Origin of the sequence: Pseudomonas sp. NPDC089406 (assembly GCF_044900265.1) — a bacterium.
Taxonomy (GTDB): domain Bacteria; phylum Pseudomonadota; class Gammaproteobacteria; order Pseudomonadales; family Pseudomonadaceae; genus Aquipseudomonas; species Aquipseudomonas fakonensis.
Genome location: NZ_JBJDNC010000043.1, coordinates 31,296 through 49,164 on the forward strand (window position 1 = coordinate 31,296; position 17,869 = coordinate 49,164).

At 65.9% G+C, this 17,869-nt stretch carries 18 protein-coding genes; 14 read left to right on the plus strand and 4 right to left on the minus strand.

From position 1 onward, the window contains the following. Positions 1 to 83 precede the first annotated feature (83 nt). From ACI2KK_RS24115 to ACI2KK_RS24135, 5 genes are all read left to right on the plus strand, one after another. A complete protein-coding gene (locus tag ACI2KK_RS24115; protein WP_404670917.1) occupies positions 84 to 1,130 on the plus strand; it encodes a catalase family peroxidase in 1,047 nt (348 codons plus the stop codon). Then, positions 1,127 to 1,660 (plus strand): cytochrome b, encoded by a 534-nt coding sequence (locus ACI2KK_RS24120; protein WP_404670918.1) that lies wholly within the window; start codon positions 1,127 to 1,129, stop codon positions 1,658 to 1,660. The genes ACI2KK_RS24115 and ACI2KK_RS24120 overlap by 4 nt, the downstream gene beginning before the upstream one ends. A 226-nt stretch (positions 1,661 to 1,886) precedes the next feature. Continuing rightward, on the plus strand, positions 1,887 to 3,092 hold the full coding sequence (locus ACI2KK_RS24125; RefSeq protein ID WP_404670919.1) for an MFS transporter: 1,206 nt from the start codon (positions 1,887 to 1,889) through the stop codon (positions 3,090 to 3,092). A gap of 79 nt (positions 3,093 to 3,171) precedes the next feature. Beyond that, positions 3,172 to 3,717, plus strand: coding sequence for a cupin domain-containing protein (locus tag ACI2KK_RS24130; protein WP_217885461.1), 546 nt, complete (start codon positions 3,172 to 3,174; stop codon positions 3,715 to 3,717). 7 nt (positions 3,718 to 3,724) lie between these two features. After that, complete coding sequence (locus tag ACI2KK_RS24135; RefSeq protein ID WP_404670920.1) at positions 3,725 to 4,072, plus strand: hypothetical protein; 348 nt, start codon at positions 3,725 to 3,727, stop codon at positions 4,070 to 4,072. Here the strand turns inward: ACI2KK_RS24135 and ACI2KK_RS24140 are convergent. Both ACI2KK_RS24140 and ACI2KK_RS24145 read right to left on the minus strand, forming a co-directional pair. Then, positions 3,980 to 4,576 carry a 2-hydroxychromene-2-carboxylate isomerase gene (locus ACI2KK_RS24140; protein ID WP_404670921.1) on the minus strand — a complete coding sequence of 199 codons (597 nt, stop codon included), beginning with the start codon at positions 4,574 to 4,576 and terminating at the stop codon, positions 3,980 to 3,982. The genes ACI2KK_RS24135 and ACI2KK_RS24140 overlap by 93 nt on opposite strands. Before the next feature lie 63 nt (positions 4,577 to 4,639). Then, positions 4,640 to 5,371 carry an SDR family oxidoreductase gene (locus ACI2KK_RS24145; protein WP_404670922.1) on the minus strand — a complete coding sequence of 244 codons (732 nt, stop codon included), beginning with the start codon at positions 5,369 to 5,371 and terminating at the stop codon, positions 4,640 to 4,642. A 79-nt stretch (positions 5,372 to 5,450) separates the two neighbouring features. On the opposite strand from ACI2KK_RS24145, the gene ACI2KK_RS24150 reads away from it, so the two are divergent. From ACI2KK_RS24150 to ACI2KK_RS24165, 4 genes are read left to right on the plus strand one after another with little or no spacing between them, the layout of a single operon-like run. After that, positions 5,451 to 6,005: a TetR/AcrR family transcriptional regulator gene (locus tag ACI2KK_RS24150; RefSeq protein WP_404670923.1), complete on the plus strand. Its 555-nt coding sequence runs from the start codon at positions 5,451 to 5,453 to the stop codon at positions 6,003 to 6,005. Next, positions 5,992 to 6,582, plus strand: coding sequence for a DUF4157 domain-containing protein (locus tag ACI2KK_RS24155; RefSeq protein WP_404670924.1), 591 nt, complete (start codon positions 5,992 to 5,994; stop codon positions 6,580 to 6,582). The genes ACI2KK_RS24150 and ACI2KK_RS24155 overlap by 14 nt, the downstream gene beginning before the upstream one ends. 59 nt (positions 6,583 to 6,641) lie before the next feature. Further along, a complete protein-coding gene (locus ACI2KK_RS24160; RefSeq protein WP_404670925.1) occupies positions 6,642 to 7,043 on the plus strand; it encodes a MerR family DNA-binding transcriptional regulator in 402 nt (133 codons plus the stop codon). Positions 7,044 to 7,063: 20 nt separating this feature from the next. Next, complete coding sequence (locus tag ACI2KK_RS24165) at positions 7,064 to 7,963, plus strand: hydroxymethylglutaryl-CoA lyase (RefSeq protein ID WP_404670926.1); 900 nt, start codon at positions 7,064 to 7,066, stop codon at positions 7,961 to 7,963. Positions 7,964 to 8,516: 553 nt separating this feature from the next. Here ACI2KK_RS24165 and ACI2KK_RS24170 read toward each other — a convergent pair. Beyond that, on the minus strand, positions 8,517 to 9,035 hold the full coding sequence (locus ACI2KK_RS24170; RefSeq protein ID WP_217885468.1) for an MgtC/SapB family protein: 519 nt from the start codon (positions 9,033 to 9,035) through the stop codon (positions 8,517 to 8,519). Positions 9,036 to 9,350: 315 nt separating this feature from the next. On the opposite strand from ACI2KK_RS24170, the gene ACI2KK_RS24175 reads away from it, so the two are divergent. The 5 genes from ACI2KK_RS24175 (at position 9,351) to ACI2KK_RS24195 (ending at position 16,789) form a co-directional block, all read left to right on the plus strand. Then, positions 9,351 to 9,590 carry a DUF3203 family protein gene (locus ACI2KK_RS24175; RefSeq protein WP_217839138.1) on the plus strand — a complete coding sequence of 80 codons (240 nt, stop codon included), beginning with the start codon at positions 9,351 to 9,353 and terminating at the stop codon, positions 9,588 to 9,590. 121 nt (positions 9,591 to 9,711) lie between these two features. Then, on the plus strand, positions 9,712 to 11,121 hold the full coding sequence (ccoG, locus tag ACI2KK_RS24180) for a cytochrome c oxidase accessory protein CcoG (protein WP_404670927.1): 1,410 nt from the start codon (positions 9,712 to 9,714) through the stop codon (positions 11,119 to 11,121). Positions 11,122 to 11,159: 38 nt separating this feature from the next. Continuing rightward, complete coding sequence (mapR, locus tag ACI2KK_RS24185) at positions 11,160 to 12,569, plus strand: GntR family transcriptional regulator MpaR (protein WP_404670928.1); 1,410 nt, start codon at positions 11,160 to 11,162, stop codon at positions 12,567 to 12,569. An 83-nt stretch (positions 12,570 to 12,652) separates the two neighbouring features. Next, complete coding sequence (locus ACI2KK_RS24190) at positions 12,653 to 14,668, plus strand: PAS domain-containing protein (RefSeq protein WP_404670929.1); 2,016 nt, start codon at positions 12,653 to 12,655, stop codon at positions 14,666 to 14,668. 42 nt (positions 14,669 to 14,710) lie between these two features. Beyond that, positions 14,711 to 16,789: a PAS domain-containing protein gene (locus tag ACI2KK_RS24195; RefSeq protein WP_404670930.1), complete on the plus strand. Its 2,079-nt coding sequence runs from the start codon at positions 14,711 to 14,713 to the stop codon at positions 16,787 to 16,789. 1 nt (position 16,790) lies between these two features. Here ACI2KK_RS24195 and ACI2KK_RS24200 read toward each other — a convergent pair whose 3' ends face one another. Then, positions 16,791 to 17,537, minus strand: a complete 747-nt coding sequence (locus tag ACI2KK_RS24200) for an SDR family oxidoreductase (protein ID WP_404670931.1) — start codon at positions 17,535 to 17,537, stop codon at positions 16,791 to 16,793. Positions 17,538 to 17,869: the final 332 nt, after the last annotated feature.

Below are 17,869 nucleotides of genomic sequence, written 5' to 3' on the forward strand. Positions count from 1 at the left end.
AGGAAACGGGTTTGAGCGAAGGCGGGAATAAACCCGGTGCTGCTGCGTCGTACCAGCTCATTCCCACTACAACGGATTGCCTGATGACCACTCCCCTGAACGGCCCCGCCAAGGCCCTGCGCCTGGCCGCCATCGGCGCCACGCTGGTGGCGCTGGGCGCAGGCTTTGCCTATGCCGCCGGCTGGGTCGGCCCGGCCAAGCTCACCCCGCAGCGCATCATCGACACCTTCGAAGCCCAGGCCGGGCACCACCCCGGCTACCGCAAGAACCACGCCAAGGGCCTGTGCGTCAGTGGCTACTTCCAGGCCAGTGGCCAGGCCGCCAGCTTGTCCAGCGCCCGGGTGTTCAGCCAGCAGAATGTGCCGGTGATCGGCCGCTTCGCCATCGGCGGCGCCAACCCCTTCGCCCCGGACACCGCAGTGCCGGTGCGCAGCCTGGCGATCCAGCTGAGCAGCGACGACGGCCAGGTGTGGCGCACCGGCATGAACAACCCGCCGGTGCTGGCGGTCAGCACCCCCCAGGGGTTTTATGACCAGGTGCTGGCCGGCGCGCCGGACCCTGCCACCGGCAAGCCGGACCCGGCGAAGATGCAGGCGTTCTTCGCCGCCCACCCGGAAAGCGCGGCGTTTCGCCAGTGGGCGGCGGGCTACAAGCCCAGCGACAGCTTCGCCAGCACCGCCTACAACAGCATCAATGCCTTCCAGCTGATCGACGCCAGCGGCAAGGCCCACCCGGTGCGCTGGGCGCTGGAGCCGCAAACCCCGTTCACGCCCCTGCCGGGCCAGGTGGATGACAAGCAGTTCCTCCAGCACGACCTCGCCCAGCGCCTGGCCCAAGGCCCGCTGCGCTGGACCCTGCGCCTGACCCTGGCCGAGCCCGGTGACCCGGTGGACGACCCGGCCCGCCCCTGGCCGGCCGAGCGGCGCAGCATCGATGCCGGCACCCTGGTGCTGCAACAGGTCGACGGCCCCGAGCAAGGCGCCTGCCGTGACCTGAACTTCGACCCGCTGATTCTGCCCCACGGCATCGAGCCGTCCGCCGACCCGATCCTGGCCGCGCGCTCGGCCGCCTATTCGGTGTCGTTCAACCGCCGCAGCCACGAAGCCCTGAGCGAAGGAGCCAAGCCATGAGCACTACCGCCTTCCACCCCCTGGCCCGGCTGGTGCACTGGCTGATGGCCGTGCTGATCATCGCCATGCTGTTCATCGGCGTGAGCATGGTCGGCGACCTGTCCACCCGTCACCCGCTGATGGTCGAGCTGCACAAGGCCACCGGCCTTGCCCTACTGGTGCTGGTGGTGCTGCGCATCGCCCTGCGCCTGAGCCTGGCGCACCCGCCGCTGCCCCGTGAGTTGCCGCCGATACAGCGCCTGGCGGCCGGCGCCTCGCACCTGCTGCTGTATGCCTTGATGCTGGCCATGCCATTGCTGGGCTGGGCGATGCTCTCGGCCGGCGGTTACCCGCGCCCGCTGCAACTGCCGGCCATCGCACCCCACGACCTGCAGCTGTACGCGGTGCTGCGCCAGGCCCACGGCTGGGCCGGCTACCTGCTGTTCGCCACGGTGCTGGTGCACCTGGGCGCCGCGCTGATGCATGCGCTGGTGCACCGCGACGGGGTGTTGCGTAGCATGTGGCCAGGCCCGTTGCGGCGCGGTGAATGAGCACCGGGGCAGTCCAGGCTTTGTACGAAAAGTGCCTGCGCGACGATCATGCTGCGTTGAAAACAGGCTCGGAATGCTCATTGACAACCAGTCAACTCCGCTTCCTCGCCTGTTTTCGCCTTGCCTGATCGCCGCTCGGCGACTTTTCGTACAAACCCTAGGGTCGACAAATGTAAATAATTATTACTAACATTGACGCTCATTTCGCCACTGCCCTGGATTGCCCATGAACGTTGCAAAGGACCCTGCCACCTTCACCCCCGCCAGTACCCTCGACCTGCGCCCACTGATGCTGGTCAGCATGGCTTGCACCCTGTCGATGATGGCCTTCGTCGCCCTGATCGGCCCCATCGCCCGCCTGCTCGGCATGGCCACCTGGCAGGCCGGTGCAGCGGTCACCGTGGCGGGTGTGGTGTGGGTGCTGCTGGCCCGGCCCTGGGGCCAGCTGGCCGACCGTTATGGCCGGCGGCGGGTACTGCTACTGGGCAGCGCCGGCTTCACCCTGGCCTATTGGGCGCTGTGCCTGTTCATCGACGGTGCCCTGCGCTGGCTGCCGGGCGCCACCACAGCGTTCGTCGGCCTGATGCTGGTGCGCGGGCTGATCGGTGCCTGCTATGCCGCCCTGCCGGTGGGTGCCAATGCCTTGATCGCCGACCATGTCGAGCCACAACGCCGGGCCCGGGCCATGGCTTCGCTGGGCGCGGCCAACGCCGTCGGCCTGGTGCTCGGCCCTGCGGTGGCGGCGCTGTTGGCGCGCTACAGCCTGAGCCTGCCGTTCTACGTGCTGTCGGTGCTGCCGGCGCTGGCCTTTGTGGTGCTGCTGTTCAAGCTCAAGCCGCAACCGCTGCCCCACGCCCATGCCCCGCAGCCGGTGCGCCTGGGCGACCCGCGCCTGCGCCGGCCGTTGCTGGTGGCGTTCTGCGCCATGTTCAGCGTGACCGTGTCGCAGATCGTGGTGGGGTTTTTCGCCCTCGACCGCCTGCAACTGCCGGCCACCGAGGCCGCCCAAGCCGCCGGCATCGCCCTGACCACCGTGGGCGTGGCGCTGATGCTGGCCCAGGTGCTGCTGCGCCAGCTGGAATGGCCGCCGCAGAAGATGATCCGTATTGGCGCCTGCGTCTCCGGGCTGGGCTTCGGGGCGGCTGCATTCGCCAGCAGCGCCCCCTGGCTGTGGGCCGCATTCGCCGTGGCGGCGTTTGGCATGGGCTTCGTGTTCCCGGCGTTTTCCGCCCTGGCGGCCAATGCCATGGAGGCGTCCGAGCAGGGTGCCACCGCAGGCTCCGTGGGCGCAGCCCAAGGCATGGGCGCGGTGATCGGGCCATTGGCCGGCTCGCTGGTGTACACCCTTGACCCGCGCCTGCCGTTCCTTGCCGTGGCCGCCTTGCTGGTGCTGCTGGGGCTGTGGCCGGCATCAGCGGACAAGCGCCACTGACGCACAGGGGCGCAAGGCCTGCAGAGTGTGTTTTAATGCGTCGCCCATTATTTTTGACACCTCTGCAAACAAGGCGGCTATGGACACCGGGACACGACTCAAACTGGTGCGTGAACGCAACAACCTCTCCCAACGGGAACTGGCCCGCCGCAGCGGCCTGACCAACTCGACCATCTCGCAGATCGAGCAAAACCGCGTCAGCCCGTCGGTCAGTTCGCTGAAAAAACTGCTCGAAGGCATCCCCATGTCGCTGGCCGAGTTCTTCAGCTTCGACGAGCCGGTGCGTGAAGAGCGCTTCGTGTTCCGTGGCGGCGACCAGCCGGACCTTGGCCGTAACGGCCTGCGCATGCTGCTGGTGGGCGCCAGCGTCGAAGGCCGGCAGATGCGCATGCTGCGCGAGCTGTATGCCCCCGGCGCCGACTCCGGCGAGCCGATCGTGCATTCGGTGGGCGAAGAATGCGGCCTGGTCACCCGTGGCACCATGGAGCTGTGGGTCGATGGCCAGGTGAGCATCCTCAACGCCGGTGACGGCTATTACATCCCCACCACCCTGCCCCACAGCTTCAAGAACATCGGCCCCGACGAGGCCGAAATCATCAGCGCCAACACCCCGGCGAACTTCTGATAGCGCGATGATCAGCAGCCGCGAGGTGTACCAGTGCCTGCGCGACGCCGCGCTGGGCGTTGCGCAGCAGGTGGTCGCCAAGGGGCAACGCCTGCACATCGACGGCTGGCAGCTGGCCCTGGTGCTGGATGACGAAGGCCTGGCCAGTTGCAGCCAGGCCCGCAGCCCCGACGGGCGCCAGGCCAGCCTGGCCGACTGGCCGCGCTACGGCACCAACCCGGTGGACCACCTGAGCCTGTGGGAGCGCCGGCAGATCGAGCAGCTACTGGCCGGTCAAGGCCTGCTCGACGAAGTCCAGCCGGTCCTGGCCGAAGAACATCTGCTCGCCGACAAAACAGGTAGGCGCGCCGAATAGGCCCCTTTCCACCGCCTGTTGCGTCGCTACCTTCAATGCCTCCTTGACGTCGGCACGTGCAGCCAGGGCCTGGAAGACTTGCGCATCGAACCCGCCCTCGGCCAGGGTACGGCCCAGCACTTCGGGGTCGGACAGGTTGCGCTGCTGCATCCACAACCCTTCGAACAGCACCTTGAGCAAGGCCTCGAAGCGTTCGGGTGCGTGCAGTTGCGTACCGAGCAAGCCGCGCATCAGGTTCAGGGTATTGACCGGAAAGCCCGGCGGCAGGCCGAACGGCACGCCATAGCGCTCGGCGTAGCGGGCAAGGTCGATGAACATGTAGCGCCCCTTGGCCGGCACCATTGCCGGCGAAGCGTTGCCGGTAGCCTGGAACACGCCGCCCAGCAGCATCGGGCGGTACAGCAGGTGTGCCTGATGGCGGGCGCACAGGGCCGGCAGTTGAGTCCAGGCCAGGTAGCTGGCGGGGCTGCCGAGGTCGAAGTAGAAGTCGAGGGTTTTGTGCATGGGGGTTCCTTGAATGCCTGTGGGGGTTGTGCTGCCTGGGCCGGCGATAGGGCCCTCACAGGCCTACCACCGCTCCATCCACGGCCGCAGATCGAGTTCGAAAGTCCAGGCATCGCGCGGCTGGCTGTGCAGGTACCAATAGCTGTCGGCAATGTGCGCAGGGTCGAGAATGCCGTCCTGGCCCTTCAGCGCGTAACGCTCGGGAAAGCTGTCGCGGATGAACGCCGTGTCGATGGCGCCGTCCACCACCACATGGGCGACATGGATGTTCCGCGGGCCAAGCTCGCGGGCCATGCTCTGAGCCAGGGCGCGCAGGCCGTGCTTGGCCCCGGCGAATGCGGCAAACCCGGCAGCGCCGCGGGTGCCGGCAGTAGCCCCGGTGAACAGGAGCGTGCCGCGCTCGCGCTGCACCATGCGTCGGGCCACTGCCTGGGCGGTAAGAAAGCCTGCAAAGCAGGCCATTTCCCAAATCTTGAAATACTTGCGCGGGGTCTCGTCGAGGATGCTGCACGGCACGTTGGCGCCGATGTTGAACACGAACGCCTCGATCGGGCCGATATCGCGCTCGATGGTCTCGACCAGCTCGGCCACCTCGTCTTCCTTGCGCGCATCGGAGCCAAAGCCATGGGCCTGGCCGCCAGCGGCGAAGATCTCGTCCACCAGCGGTTGCAGCTTCTCGGCCTGGCGCCGGGTAACACAGGCAATGTAACCCTCACGGGCAAAGCGCTTGGCAATCTCGCCGCCAGTGGCATCGCCCGCCCCCACCACCAGCACGACTTTTTGTTGTTCTGCCATGAATCACTCCATTGGTGAATGATCGTTTAGTAAACGAACGCTATGCTACGATCACGCCATCGTCAAGCCAGGTACCCCCATGCGTTACTCCACCGAACACAAGCAGCAAACCCGCGAAAAGCTGTTGGCCAGCAGTGGTGCACTGGCCAAGCGCGGCGGTTTTGCCGGCACTGGCGTGGCCGGGCTGATGAAGGCCATCGGCCTGACGGGCGGTGCGTTCTACAACCACTTCCCGTCCAAGGACGACCTGTTCACCGAGGTGGTGCGCCGCGAACTGGGCAACAGCCCGCTGGCCCGTACCAGCATCGACCGCCCGCGGCTAAAGCGCCTGCTCGATCAGTACCTGTCACTGGCCCACCTGCACAACGCCGAGGGCGGCTGCCCGCTGCCGCCACTGGGGGTGGAGATCGCCCGCGCCGAGCGCCCGGTACGCGAAGAAGCCGAACACTGGCTGGTGCAACTGCAGCAAGCCTGGGGCGCCACCCTTGGCGACCCGCAACTGGCCTGGGCATTGATCAGCCAGTGTGTCGGCGCCTTGGTGGTCGGGCGCATGCTTGCCAGCGAGCCGGTGCAGGAACAAGTGTTGCAGGCCAGCCGCACGCTGCTGGAGCAGGTGCTCGATGAAGCTGATTAGCGCACTGTTCGGCCTGTTGCTCGCCACTCCGGCGCTGGCCGGCAACTGCCCCGAGGGCCAGTACGAGGCCTGTGTGGTGGTGTGTTTCTGCATGCCGGTGGGCGAAGGCCAGCCGGGCGATGTGTTCAAGGATGTCGAGAACATGGCCACCGCCAGCCTGGTGTTCGCCCTGCGCCAGGCCCGCGACGATGCCAACGCCAGCGGCACTCAGCCGATGCCGTTGCATATCCGCGCCCAGCTCGAACCCTGGTACGACTTCGCCGTGCTGGACGCCGCACGTTACCAGGTGGGTAACGAACAGCAGATCAGCGCCGCCAACGCCCTGCTGCAGAACCCCGACGTGAATGCGGTGACGCTGATCGACACGGTGGTCTTCCGCCGCAGCACCGACGCCGAGGACAACGTGGCGCTGTGGGCCCACGAGCTCAAGCACGTGCAGCAGTACCAGCAACTGGGGGTCGAGGAATTCGCCCGGCGCTACACCCGCAACTACGACGAGCTAGAGGCACCCGCCTACAAGATCGAGGCCGAAGTGGCCAAGGCCCTGCGTGAGCGGGGCGCGGGCGGCGCGCGCTGAGCTTGACGTATACGTAAAGCTGGCTTTAGGTTAGCGCGACCGCCCCTTCGAGCCGCGCCATGACCAGCCAGACCTACAGCATCTCCGATTTGTCCCGCGAGCTGGACATCACCACCCGGGCTATCCGCTTCTACGAAGAACAGGGCCTGCTCAGCCCCGAACGCAAGGGCCTGGAACGCATCTATTCGGCGCGCGACAAGGTGACCCTCAAGCTCATCCTGCGCGGCAAGCGCATCGGCTTTTCGCTGGCCGAATGCCGCGAGCTGATCGAGCTGTACGACCCCACCGGCGGTAACCTCAAGCAGCTAACCAGCATGCTGGCCAAAATCACCGAGCGCCGCGCCCAGCTGGAGCAGCAGATGCTCGATATCCAGCAGATGCACCTGGAGCTGGACACCGCCCAGGAGCGCTGCGAGCAGGCCCTGGCCGCCACGCTGAACAAGCAGCCCCACCACCGTTGAACTGCCACAGGAACCCTGTCATGTCATTGCCCCGTAAAGTGCGCCTGGTCGAAGTCGGCCCGCGTGACGGCCTGCAGAACGAAGCCCAACCCATCAGCGTCGCCGACAAGGTGCGGCTGGTGGACGACCTCAGCGACGCAGGCGTTGGCTATATCGAGGTGGGCAGCTTCGTCTCGCCCAAGTGGGTGCCGCAGATGGCCGGCTCCGCCGAGGTGTTCGCCGGCATTCGCCAACGTGAAGGGGTTACCTACGCGGCACTGGCGCCCAATCTGCGCGGTTTCGAAGATGCCGTGGCGGCCGGGGTGAAGGAAGTGGCGGTGTTCGCCGCCGCCACCGAGGCGTTCTCCCAGCGCAACATCAACTGCTCGGTCAGCGAGAGCCTGACGCGCTTCGAGCCAATCATGAGTGCTGCGCGCAGCCACGGCGTGCGTGTGCGCGGCTATGTATCCTGCGTGCTGGGCTGCCCCTACGAGGGCACCGTCAAGGCCGAGCAGGTGGCCCCGGTGGCCCGCGCCCTGCACGACATGGGCTGCTACGAGGTATCCCTGGGCGACACCATCGGCACCGGCACCGCCGGTGATACCCGCAGGCTGTTCGAGGTGGTTTCGGCGCAGGTGCCACGCGAGCAGTTGGCCGGGCACTTCCACGACACCTACGGCCAGGCGCTGGCCAATGTCTACGCAAGCCTGCTGGAGGGCATTGCGGTGTTCGACAGCTCGGTGGCCGGCCTTGGCGGCTGCCCCTACGCCAAGGGCGCCACCGGCAATATCGCCACCGAGGATGTGCTGTACCTGCTGCAGGGGCTGGGTATCGACACCGGCATCGACCTCGACAAGCTGATTGCAGCGGGCCTGCGCATCAGCGAGGTGCTGGGCCGCGCCACAGGCTCGCGGGTGGCACGGGCACGCAGCGCCCGCTAGGTCACACGGCTGTCACACAAGTGTGGGCGCGAGTGTTACCGCCTACACGGTTGGCAGCAAAAAATCGGGTAACAGGGAAACAAATCGACAAAATTTCAGGTGCCAGCTTTTCCGCAAAAATCATCAAGCCATTGATTTTAAAGGGTTTTCAAAAGTTGGCACGGCACCTGCTATATCTCTGGCACAACAAGAACAAAAAAACAGCGGCATCTAATAAAAACAACATGTAACGGCTCTGACATAACAAGAACAACACGGCAGAGGCGTAGCAAGCAGATTTTTTTGGAGTCGACGTGCTTTCCAGGGAAGCTTTCGCAGAAAAGCCCCGCAACCGGTCACAGAACAATAAAACTACCTGCAAGGTAGCGGCAGTCACGGTTGGATCACACGTTGGATGAACGCAAGTCAGCGCTCAAAAAAATACGTTTGCTCTTGGCCCCGGGTAGGGGCCCCCGCAGCACCGAGGCAAAGGCCGACAAAAACAACAACAGGCCAGTCTCCAATAATAATAAAAGAGCAGGCAACAACGCTTTGAGGGGAGCTTCGGCTCCCCTCAGTGCTTCCTGCCCTCCTCCTCCTTGCGCTTCTCCTCGCTTTCCCCCTCCACCTTCTCCACCAGCAATGGCATGCTGCCCAGCACCAGTAGTGCCAGCACCGTACTCACCAACGCCGTGGCCTCGCGGCCCATGCCGGCGGCCGTGCCGATGGCGGCGGTCATCCATAGCCCGGCAGCGGTGGTCAGGCCCTTCACGTGGCTGGTGTCCTGGCCGTTACCCTTGAGAATGGTACCCGCCCCCAGAAACCCGATACCGGCAACGATGCCCTGGATCACCCGGCTCAATGCCTGCGCGTCGGCGCCGGCCATGCTCGGCGCCAGCACGAACAACGCCGCGCCCATCGACACCAGCATGTGCGTGCGCACCCCGGCCGACTTGCCCTTGCTCTCGCGCTCGAAACCCAGCACCGCGCCCAGCAGCGCGGCCATCAGCAGGCGCACGAGGATCTGCGTGACCTGGCGGGCGTCGGTAATGTCGGCGAATTCAGCCTGGATGGCTGCGAGGATGGTGTCCATGGGGCTCCTGAACAGCGATCTTCTGTGCAAGCAACTGTGTTGTGCTGCCTGTACCGTCCTCATCGCCGGCAAGCCGGCTCCTACAGGTACAGCGCAGTTTTGAAGGTCATGCGTTCCTTGTAGGAGCCGGCTTGCCGGCGATGAGGGCAGCAAGGGCAGTACAAAGCTGGCGGGCCCCATCGCTGGCAAGCCAGCCCCTACAAAAAGCGACCCCACAGAGTGCCGCAAGTGCCACGGCAACCACCCAGCGGATGATTGCAGCATCTGCCACACCCCTGCGGTCCACCGCGTAACACCCCAACGGAGGCCACCCCCATGCCCGTCGAAGTCGACCCCAGCACCCGCCGTTGCACCCTGATCGGCGACCATATCCGCCTGGAAGGCACTGGCCCGGAAATCGAGATCGTCACCGACGAACAGCTACGCATGTCGGTGGCGATCCTGGCCGGTGAACGCATCCCCATCACCGAAAGCGAAGCCGATGCGCTGACTGTTGCAGGTGCGGTGGATAGCCGCAGGCACCTCAAGGCCAGCACGCCAGGCTCGGTAATCTAGGGGCTGCGCGGTAACAGGGGGCAATCTGATACGGTTTTTATCGCAATAGCTGAGCCTGTGCTGCAAACAGATCGGCGGCCATAGTGCCCAGGCCTGATCGAGGCCTGATGAGCGATGAACCATGAGCGACCGTATTCCCTTCCGAGTCATCGAGATTGCCCCCGCCGCCGTCAAACAGAGCAAAAGCCAGCCTGGCGGCGGCATCCATACCCGCAGCTTCACAGGGTTTTACCGCAACCTGCGCATCGGCTTCGCGGGGCTGTTGTTCGCGCTGTTCTTCGGCACCGCCTGGCTGCAGTGGGGAGGCCGCCAGGCCGTGCTCTGGGACCTGGCCGAGAGCAAGTTCCACATCTTCGGCGCGACCTTCTGGCCGCAGGACTTCATCCTGCTGTCGGCGCTGCTGATCATCTGCGCCTTCGGCCTGTTTGCCATTACCGTGTTCGCAGGCCGGGTGTGGTGCGGTTACAGCTGCCCGCAAAGCACCTGGACCTGGCTGTACATGTGGTGCGAGAAGGTCTGCGAGGGTGACCGCAACCAGCGCATCAAACTCGCCGCCGCACCCTGGGGCCTGCAAAAGCTCGCCCGGCGCAGCCTCAAGCACACGCTGTGGCTGGCCATCGGCCTGCTCACCGGGCTGACCTTCGTCGGCTACTTCACGCCGATTCGCCCGCTGGCGGCAGAGCTGCTGAGCTTCGAGCTCGAAGGCGTGGCGCTGTTCTGGGTGGTGTTCTTCACCGCCGCCACCTACCTCAACGCCGGCTGGCTGCGCGAGGCGGTGTGCCTGCACATGTGCCCCTATGCGCGCTTTCAGAGCGTGATGTTCGACAAGGACACCCTGGCGGTGGCCTACGACCCGGCCCGTGGCGAAGCGCGCGGGGCGCGCAAAAAAGGCAGCGACCCGCGCAGCCAGGGCCTGGGCGACTGCATCGACTGCACCCTGTGCGTGCAGGTGTGCCCCACCGGCATCGACATCCGTGACGGCCTGCAAATGGCCTGCATCGGCTGCGCGGCGTGCATCGACGCCTGCGACGAGGTAATGGACAAGATGGGCTACGCCCGTGGCCTTGTGGGCTACAAGTCCGAGCACACCCTGCAGGGCGGCACCACCCACTGGCTGCGCCCGCGCCTGCTGGGCTATGCCGCCGCGCTGCTGGTGATGATCGTCGCGCTGGTGATTGCCTTGCAGCAACGCCCGATGGTGTCGCTGGACGTGATCAAGGACCGCGGCCTGTTCCGCGAAAATGCCCAGGGCCAGATCGAGAACATCTACCTGCTGAAGATCATCAACAAGACCCAGCAGCCCCAGCAGTACCACCTGCGCCTGGTGGACGCCGACGCCTTCGAGCTGCACGGCAGCACCACCTTCAGCATCGGCGCAGGCGAGATGAGCGAGCTGCCAGTGTCGGTGGCGATGCTCGCCGAGCGCCCGGCCAGCAGCTCGCAGGTACTGACCTTCGAGATCCAGGACAGCGACCAGCCCGACATCAACAGCAGCGCACAAAGCCGCTTCGTCGCGCCAATGAACCGCTGAGCCGATACACTCACCACCACCTTGCCAGTGCAGACCCCATGAAACGCTACGAACGCTTTGCCGATGACATTGCCGAACTGATCCGCACCGGGGTGCTTGGCCCCGGGGAACGCGTGCCGTCGGTGCGCTATGCCAGCCAGACCCACGGGGTCAGCCCGTCCACGGTGTTCCAGGCCTACTACCTGCTGGAGCGCCGCGGGCTGATCCGCGCCCGGCCGCGCTCGGGCTATTTCGTCAACGCCCACACCCCGCGCCCGTTCAGCGAGCCGGACACCCAGGTGCCGGCGGGCGAGTCCACCGAGGTGGATGTCAGCGGCCTGGTGTTCTCGATCCTCGATTCGATCAAGGACCCGCACACCGTGCCGTTCGGCTCGGCCTTCCCCAGCCCCACGCTGTTCCCGCTGCAACGCCTGTCGCGCTCGCTGGCCAGCGCCAGCCGCGCCATGGACCCGCGCATGGTGGTCACCGACCTGTCGCCGGGCAACCCGCAGCTGCGCCGGCAGATCGCCCTGCGCTACATGGTCGGCGGGCTGATGCTGCCCATGGAAGAGCTGCTGATCACCAACGGCGCGCTGGAGGCCCTGAACCTGTGCCTGCAGGCAGTCACTCAGCCAGGCGACCTGGTGGCCATCGAGGCACCGGCTTTTTACGCCTGCCTGCAGGTGCTCGAACGCCTCAAGCTCAAGGCCGTGGAAATTCCGGTGCATCCGCGCGAAGGCATGGACCTGGCGGTGCTGGCACAAACATTGGACAAGCACCCGGTCAAGGCGGTGTGGTGCATGACCAACTTCCAGAACCCGGTGGGTGCGAGCATGCCCGAGGCGAAGAAGCAGCAGTTGGTGGAGCTGCTGCGCCGCCACCAGGTGCCGCTGATCGAGGACGACGTGTACGCCGAGCTGTACTACTCGCAGCAGGCGCCCAAACCAGCCAAGGCCTTCGACACAGAGGGCCTGGTAATGCACTGCGGCTCGTTCGCCAAGAGCCTGGCACCGGGCTACCGCATCGGCTGGGTGGCCGCCGGGCGCTTTGCCCAGAAGATCGAGCGGCTCAAGTTGATGACCTCGCTGTGCGCCTCGATGCCGGCCCAGGCGGCGATTGCCGATTACCTGCAGCACGGCGGCTATGACCGCCACCTGCGCAAGCTGCGCTACGCCCTGGAAGGCCAGCAGGCCAACATGCTGGCGGCGATCACCCGGCACTTCCCGGCGCAGACCCGGGTCAGCCAGCCCAGCGGTGGTTACTTTTTGTGGCTGGAGCTGCCTGAGCAGATAGACGCACTGAAGCTGTTCCACATGGCCCAGGCCCAGGGCATCAGCATCGCCCCGGGGCCGATCTTCTCGCCCACCCGGCGCTTTGCCAATTGCATCCGGCTCAACTATGGCAGCCCGTGGGGGGACAGCGCGGAACACGCCATGGAAACACTGGGGAAAATCATCCGGTCGTTTTGAACGCCCAGCATTGAACAGGCAGGTGCCGAGCGCGTGTCGTGGCCGCTGGCTATAGTGAAAGCTCGCCACGTTGGATCCACGTCATGCCCAGCCCCGACTCAACAGCCTGGCCTTCCCCGGCCGCGAGTAACGCATCGTCCCAACTGGACTGGCTGTGCGAACACATGGCCGAAGGGTTGTACATCGTCGAGCTGATAGACGGGCCCCACGGCCCGCTCAGCGATTATCGCTATATCTATGCCAACACAGCCTGCACCCGCCATACCGGCTTGCGCAAGGTGATCGGCAGTACGCTACGCGAAACCCTGCCAGGCGAAGCAGAGGCCTGGATCGGGCACTACGCCTCGGTGCTGCACAGCGGCGAACCCAAGTACATCGAACAGCGCCTGCAAATCACCGGGCGCAACCTGGCGCTGTCGATCCACCGCCTGGAGCCTGCCAGTGCGCGGCGCATGGCCGTACTGTTGCACGAACGCAGCGCAGCCTGGGAAACCCGCGCCGACCTGCTGCACCTGAATCAGCAACTGGGCCAGCAAGTGGACGAGGCGCAGGCGCAGCACAAGCTGTTCGCCCAGCTGGTCGACAGCAGCCTGGCCAACGTGATGGTGGTTGACCGCGACATGCGCCTGCTGGCGATCAATCGTACCGCGCGGCAAACCTTTCTCGCCCTGGGCCTGCCCGAGCCGCCGCCGGGGGTGAGTTTTCGCGACTACCCGCCTGTGTTCCCACAAGCCAAGGCGCAATTGCTGGCACTGTGGGAGCGAGCGCTGGCCGGCGAGGTGTTCGTCGAGAACATCGCCCTGCAGGTGCCCCCGGCCGAGCGGCACTTCGAGATGCGCTTCAACCTGCTGCGTGATGCCCAGGGCGTCAGGCTGGGGGCTTACCTGTTCGCCTACGACATCAGCCAGCGAGTCGCCGAGCAGGACCGCCTGCGCGACACCGAACAGGCCCTGCGCAATGCCCAGAAAATGGAAGCCGTGGGCCAACTGACCGGCGGTATCGCCCACGACTTCAACAACCTGCTGGGGGGAATTTCCGGCGCCCTGGAGCTTGCCGGCATGCGCCTTGACCAGGGCCGTGACGACGATGCCCGCAACCTGCTGGGCATCGCCCAGCAAAACACCGCCCGCGCCGCGCAATTGGTGCAGCGCCTGCTGACCTTCGCCAGGCACCAGACCCTGCAGCCCCGCCCGATCGACCTGCATACCCTGCTGCAGGGCATGCAGCCGCTGATCCTCACCTCGCTGGGCGAACACATCACCCTGGTGGACCTGACGCAATCCGACCAGTGGCAGGCGTGCGTCGACCCTTCGCAACTGGAAAACGCCCTGCTCAACCTGTGCATCAATGCCCGTGACGCCATGCCCGGTGGCGGCACCCTGACCCTGGCTTGCGCCAACCTCAGCCTGTCACAGGCCCAGGGCGAAGCGCTGCAGCTGCCTGGCGGCGACTACCTGCAACTGAAGGTGCTGGACAACGGTTCGGGCATGAGCGAAAGCGTCAGCGCCCGGGCCGTCGACCCGTTCTTCACCACCAAGCCACTCGGCCAGGGGACTGGCCTGGGGCTGTCGATGGTGTACGGCTTCGTGCGCCAGTCCGGTGGCCAGTTGCATATCCACTCAAGCCCCGGGCAAGGCACACGCGTGCACCTGTATCTGCCCAGGCACATCAGCAGCGCCGAGGCACCTGCGGCGGCTGTGCTGCAAGCGCCAGCAGCCCCCGAACACCTGAGCGCCTGCCGGGTAGTGCTGGTGGAGGACGACCCGATTCTGCGGGTGGTGATCGCTGAGGTGATGCTCGACCAGGGCCACCAGCTAGAGGCTTTCGGTAGCGGTATCGAGGCCCTCGATGCACTGCGTGAAGGCCCGGCCCCTGGCCTGTTGATCACCGACATCGGCCTGCCGGGCGGGCTGGATGGTCGAAAGCTGGCGCTGCAGGCGCTGGCACTGCATCCTGAGCTGCGCATTGTGTTCATCACCGGATATGATCAGGCGCAGGCACTGGCCGACTTCCCGTTGACCGAGGCGATGGCCAGCATCGGCAAGCCGTTCCAGCTCGACGCAATGCTTGCTGTCACCCGAGGCCTGCTCGCCCCCTGACCTGAGCCCCAGCCCTTTCGAACTTTCATGACGGACCCGTTGATGCCAGCACCAAAGACCACGGCTCAGGACGCCCTGCTGCGGCGCCTGCAGGCGCTGGAGCAAGACAACGCGCGGCTGCAGGCCGAAGTGCGCGAGCTGAAGGCCAACGTCGAGGACGTGGCGCTTTACCGCTTTCTGTTCGAAACCATGGAAGAAGGTTTTTGCATCATCGAGTTCGTCGACGGCCCCCACGGCCCCGACAGCGACTACGTGCACATTCTGGCCAACGCCGCCTACGCCCGCCATGCCGGCATCCCCAACGTGGTCGGCCAGTACCTGCGGCAAATGGTGCCCGCCGAGGCCGACCAGTGGGTTGCCCGCTACGGCCACGTGCTGCGCAGCGGCGAGCAGTTGCAGTTCGAGCAGGAACTGGTGGCGACCGGGCGCGTACTGTCGGTTACCACCTTTCGCATCGAGCCGGCCGAGAAGCGCCAGGTTGCCGTGCTGTTCAAGGACATCACCGCCCGTTATCGCGCCGAATCGGCGCTGCAACAGCTCAATGACCAGCTCGAGCAGCGCGTCAGCGCGGCACTGGCCGAGCGCGGCCTGTTTGCCGAGCTGGTCGAGCGCAGCGTGGCGCGGGTACAGGTGCTGGACACCTCGCTGCGCCTGCTGGCGGTAAACGCCCGCGCGGTCAAGGATTTCGAATTCCTGTTCGGGCGCAGCCTCAAGGCGGGCGACAGCCTGCCCGAGTGCATGGCGGGCTTCCCCGACGAGTGCCAGCGCGCCCTGGCCCTGTGGCACCGGGCGCTGGCCGGTGAAAGCTTCACCGAGGTCATCGAGTACGGGCGCAGCGGCCGCCTGCGGCATTTCGAACTGCGCTTCAACCCGCTGCGCGACAGCGCGGGCGTTGTGTTCGCAGCCTACCTGTTCGTCTATGACATCACGCGCCAGGTGGGTGAGCAGCAACGCCTGCTCAAGGCCGAAGAGGCGCTGCGCCAGGCGCAGAAAATGGAAGCGGTAGGCCAACTGACCGGGGGCATCGCCCACGACTTCAACAACCTGCTCGGCGGCATTCTCGGCGCCCATGAACTGATCCAGCAACGCCTGCAACAGGCGCGTCTGGACGATGTCGCAAGCTTGCTGGCAACCGCCAGCCATTCAGCCAAAAGCGCGGCTGCACTGGTGCATCGCCTGCTGGCGTTCTCGCGGCGCCAGACCCTGGTGCCCCAGGCCACCGCCGTCGATGGGCTGATCCTGGAGATGGAGGACCTGGTGCGGCGCAGCGTCGGCCCGGCCATTGCCGTCAGCGTGCACTGCGCACCGGGGCTGTGGCCCACCTTCATCGACCCGCCACAGTTGCAGAGCGCGCTGCTGAATTTGTGCATCAACGCGCGCGACGCCCAGCCAGGCGGCGGGCGGATCGATATCCAGTGCCACAACCGCGAAATTGATGCCGTGCAGGGCGAAACCCTCGACCTGCCCGCCGGCCCGTACCTGTGCGTCAGCGTCGAAGACAACGGTCGTGGCATGCCTGCGGATGTGGTGGAGCGTGCCGTCGACCCGTTCTTCACCACCAAGGCCCTGGGCCAGGGCACCGGCCTGGGGTTGTCGATGGCCTATGGTTTCGTGCGCCAATCGGGTGGCCAGTTGCAGATCCATTCCACCCTTGGCAAGGGCACCCGGGTCGAACTCTACCTGCCCCGCCACAGCCAAGCGGCAGCACCCTCGCAACAGCGGCCTGCGCCCGCCCTTGCGCCTGCGCAAGGCTGCGCGAGCATTTTGCTGGTGGAAGACCAGGCGCCCCTGCGCATGGTGATCGGCGAAGTGCTGGAAGAAGTCGGCTATCAGGTGCGCGCCGTCGAACATGGCCAGGCCGCGCTCGCCGCCTTGCACGAAGGCTTGCGCCCGCAACTGCTGATCAGCGACATCGGCCTGCCCGGTGGCCTGGATGGCCGCCAGGTCGCCGAAGCGAGCCGGGCATTGTTGCCGGGCCTGCCGGTGCTGTTCATCACCGGTTACGACGTGAGTGCCGCGCTGCGCGACGGCCAGTTGCCGGCGCGCACGGCGGTGTTGCTCAAACCCTTCGACCTGGCGGATATCGTCGACAAGGTGGCCCAGCTGTTGGCGCTGGACTGAGTCAGCGGCCACCGCCCAGGTCGAGAAAGCTGCCGGTGGAATAGGAGGCCTTGTCCGACAGCAGCCACAGTATGGCTTCGGCCACCTCCTCCGGCTGCCCGCCGCGGCCCATGGGCAGGCCACGTTCCAGCTTGGCGACCCGCCCGGCGTCGCCGCTCAGGGCGTGGAAACCGGTGTGGATGTAGCCTGGGCGCACGCCGTTGACGCGCACGCCCTCGCCTGCCACTTCCTTGGCCAGGCCAAGGGTGAAGGTGTCCAGTGCACCCTTGGAGGCCGCGTAGTCGACGTATTCGTTGGGCGAGCCCAGGCGCGCGGCCACCGAGGATACGTTGACGATCGCCCCGCCCTGCCCGCCGTGGCGCCGGGACATGCGCAGCAGCGCGTGCTTGGCGCAGAGCATGGGGCCGACCACGTTGGTTTTCATGATCTTGAGCAGGCGGAATTCGGACATGTCCTCGACGCGGCTTTGCGTGGCGATGGTGCCGGCGTTGTTGACCAGCGCGGTGACCGGGCCGAGGTCGTGGTCGACGCGCTGGAACAGTTGCACCACTTCATCCTCGACGCTGGCGTCGGCACGTACCGCGATGGCCGTGGCGCCTAGGGCGCGGACCTGGGCCAGTACCGAGTCGGCGGCCTGGTCGTCGGCGTGGTAGTTGATGCAGATGCGGTAGCCCTGGTGTGCGGCCATGATTGCGGTGGCGGCACCTATGCCGCGGCTGGCGCCGGTGATGATGATGACCTTTTCCATGAGCCTGCCATGTGACTGGACGAGGGTTACAAGGTTAGGGGAAATGGGTGGGGTTGGGATAGGGGGTGGTTTTTTGGGGTCGGGGTCGGGGTCGGGGTCGGGGTCGGGTTCGGGTTCGGGTTCGGGTTCGGGTTCGGGTTCGGGTTCGGGTTCGGGTTCGGGTTCGGGTTCGGGTTCGTAGTACATGGTGATTGCTTTGGTAGATGTATGCGCATTCCTTGACGATGGCTGCTTTTCGTCACCTTTCCGCCCTTACGGCGGGTTACTTTTTTTCTTGGAAAAAAGTAACCAAAAACCGCCTGCTCCCATCATCCGGCCCCCTACGCTGCGCT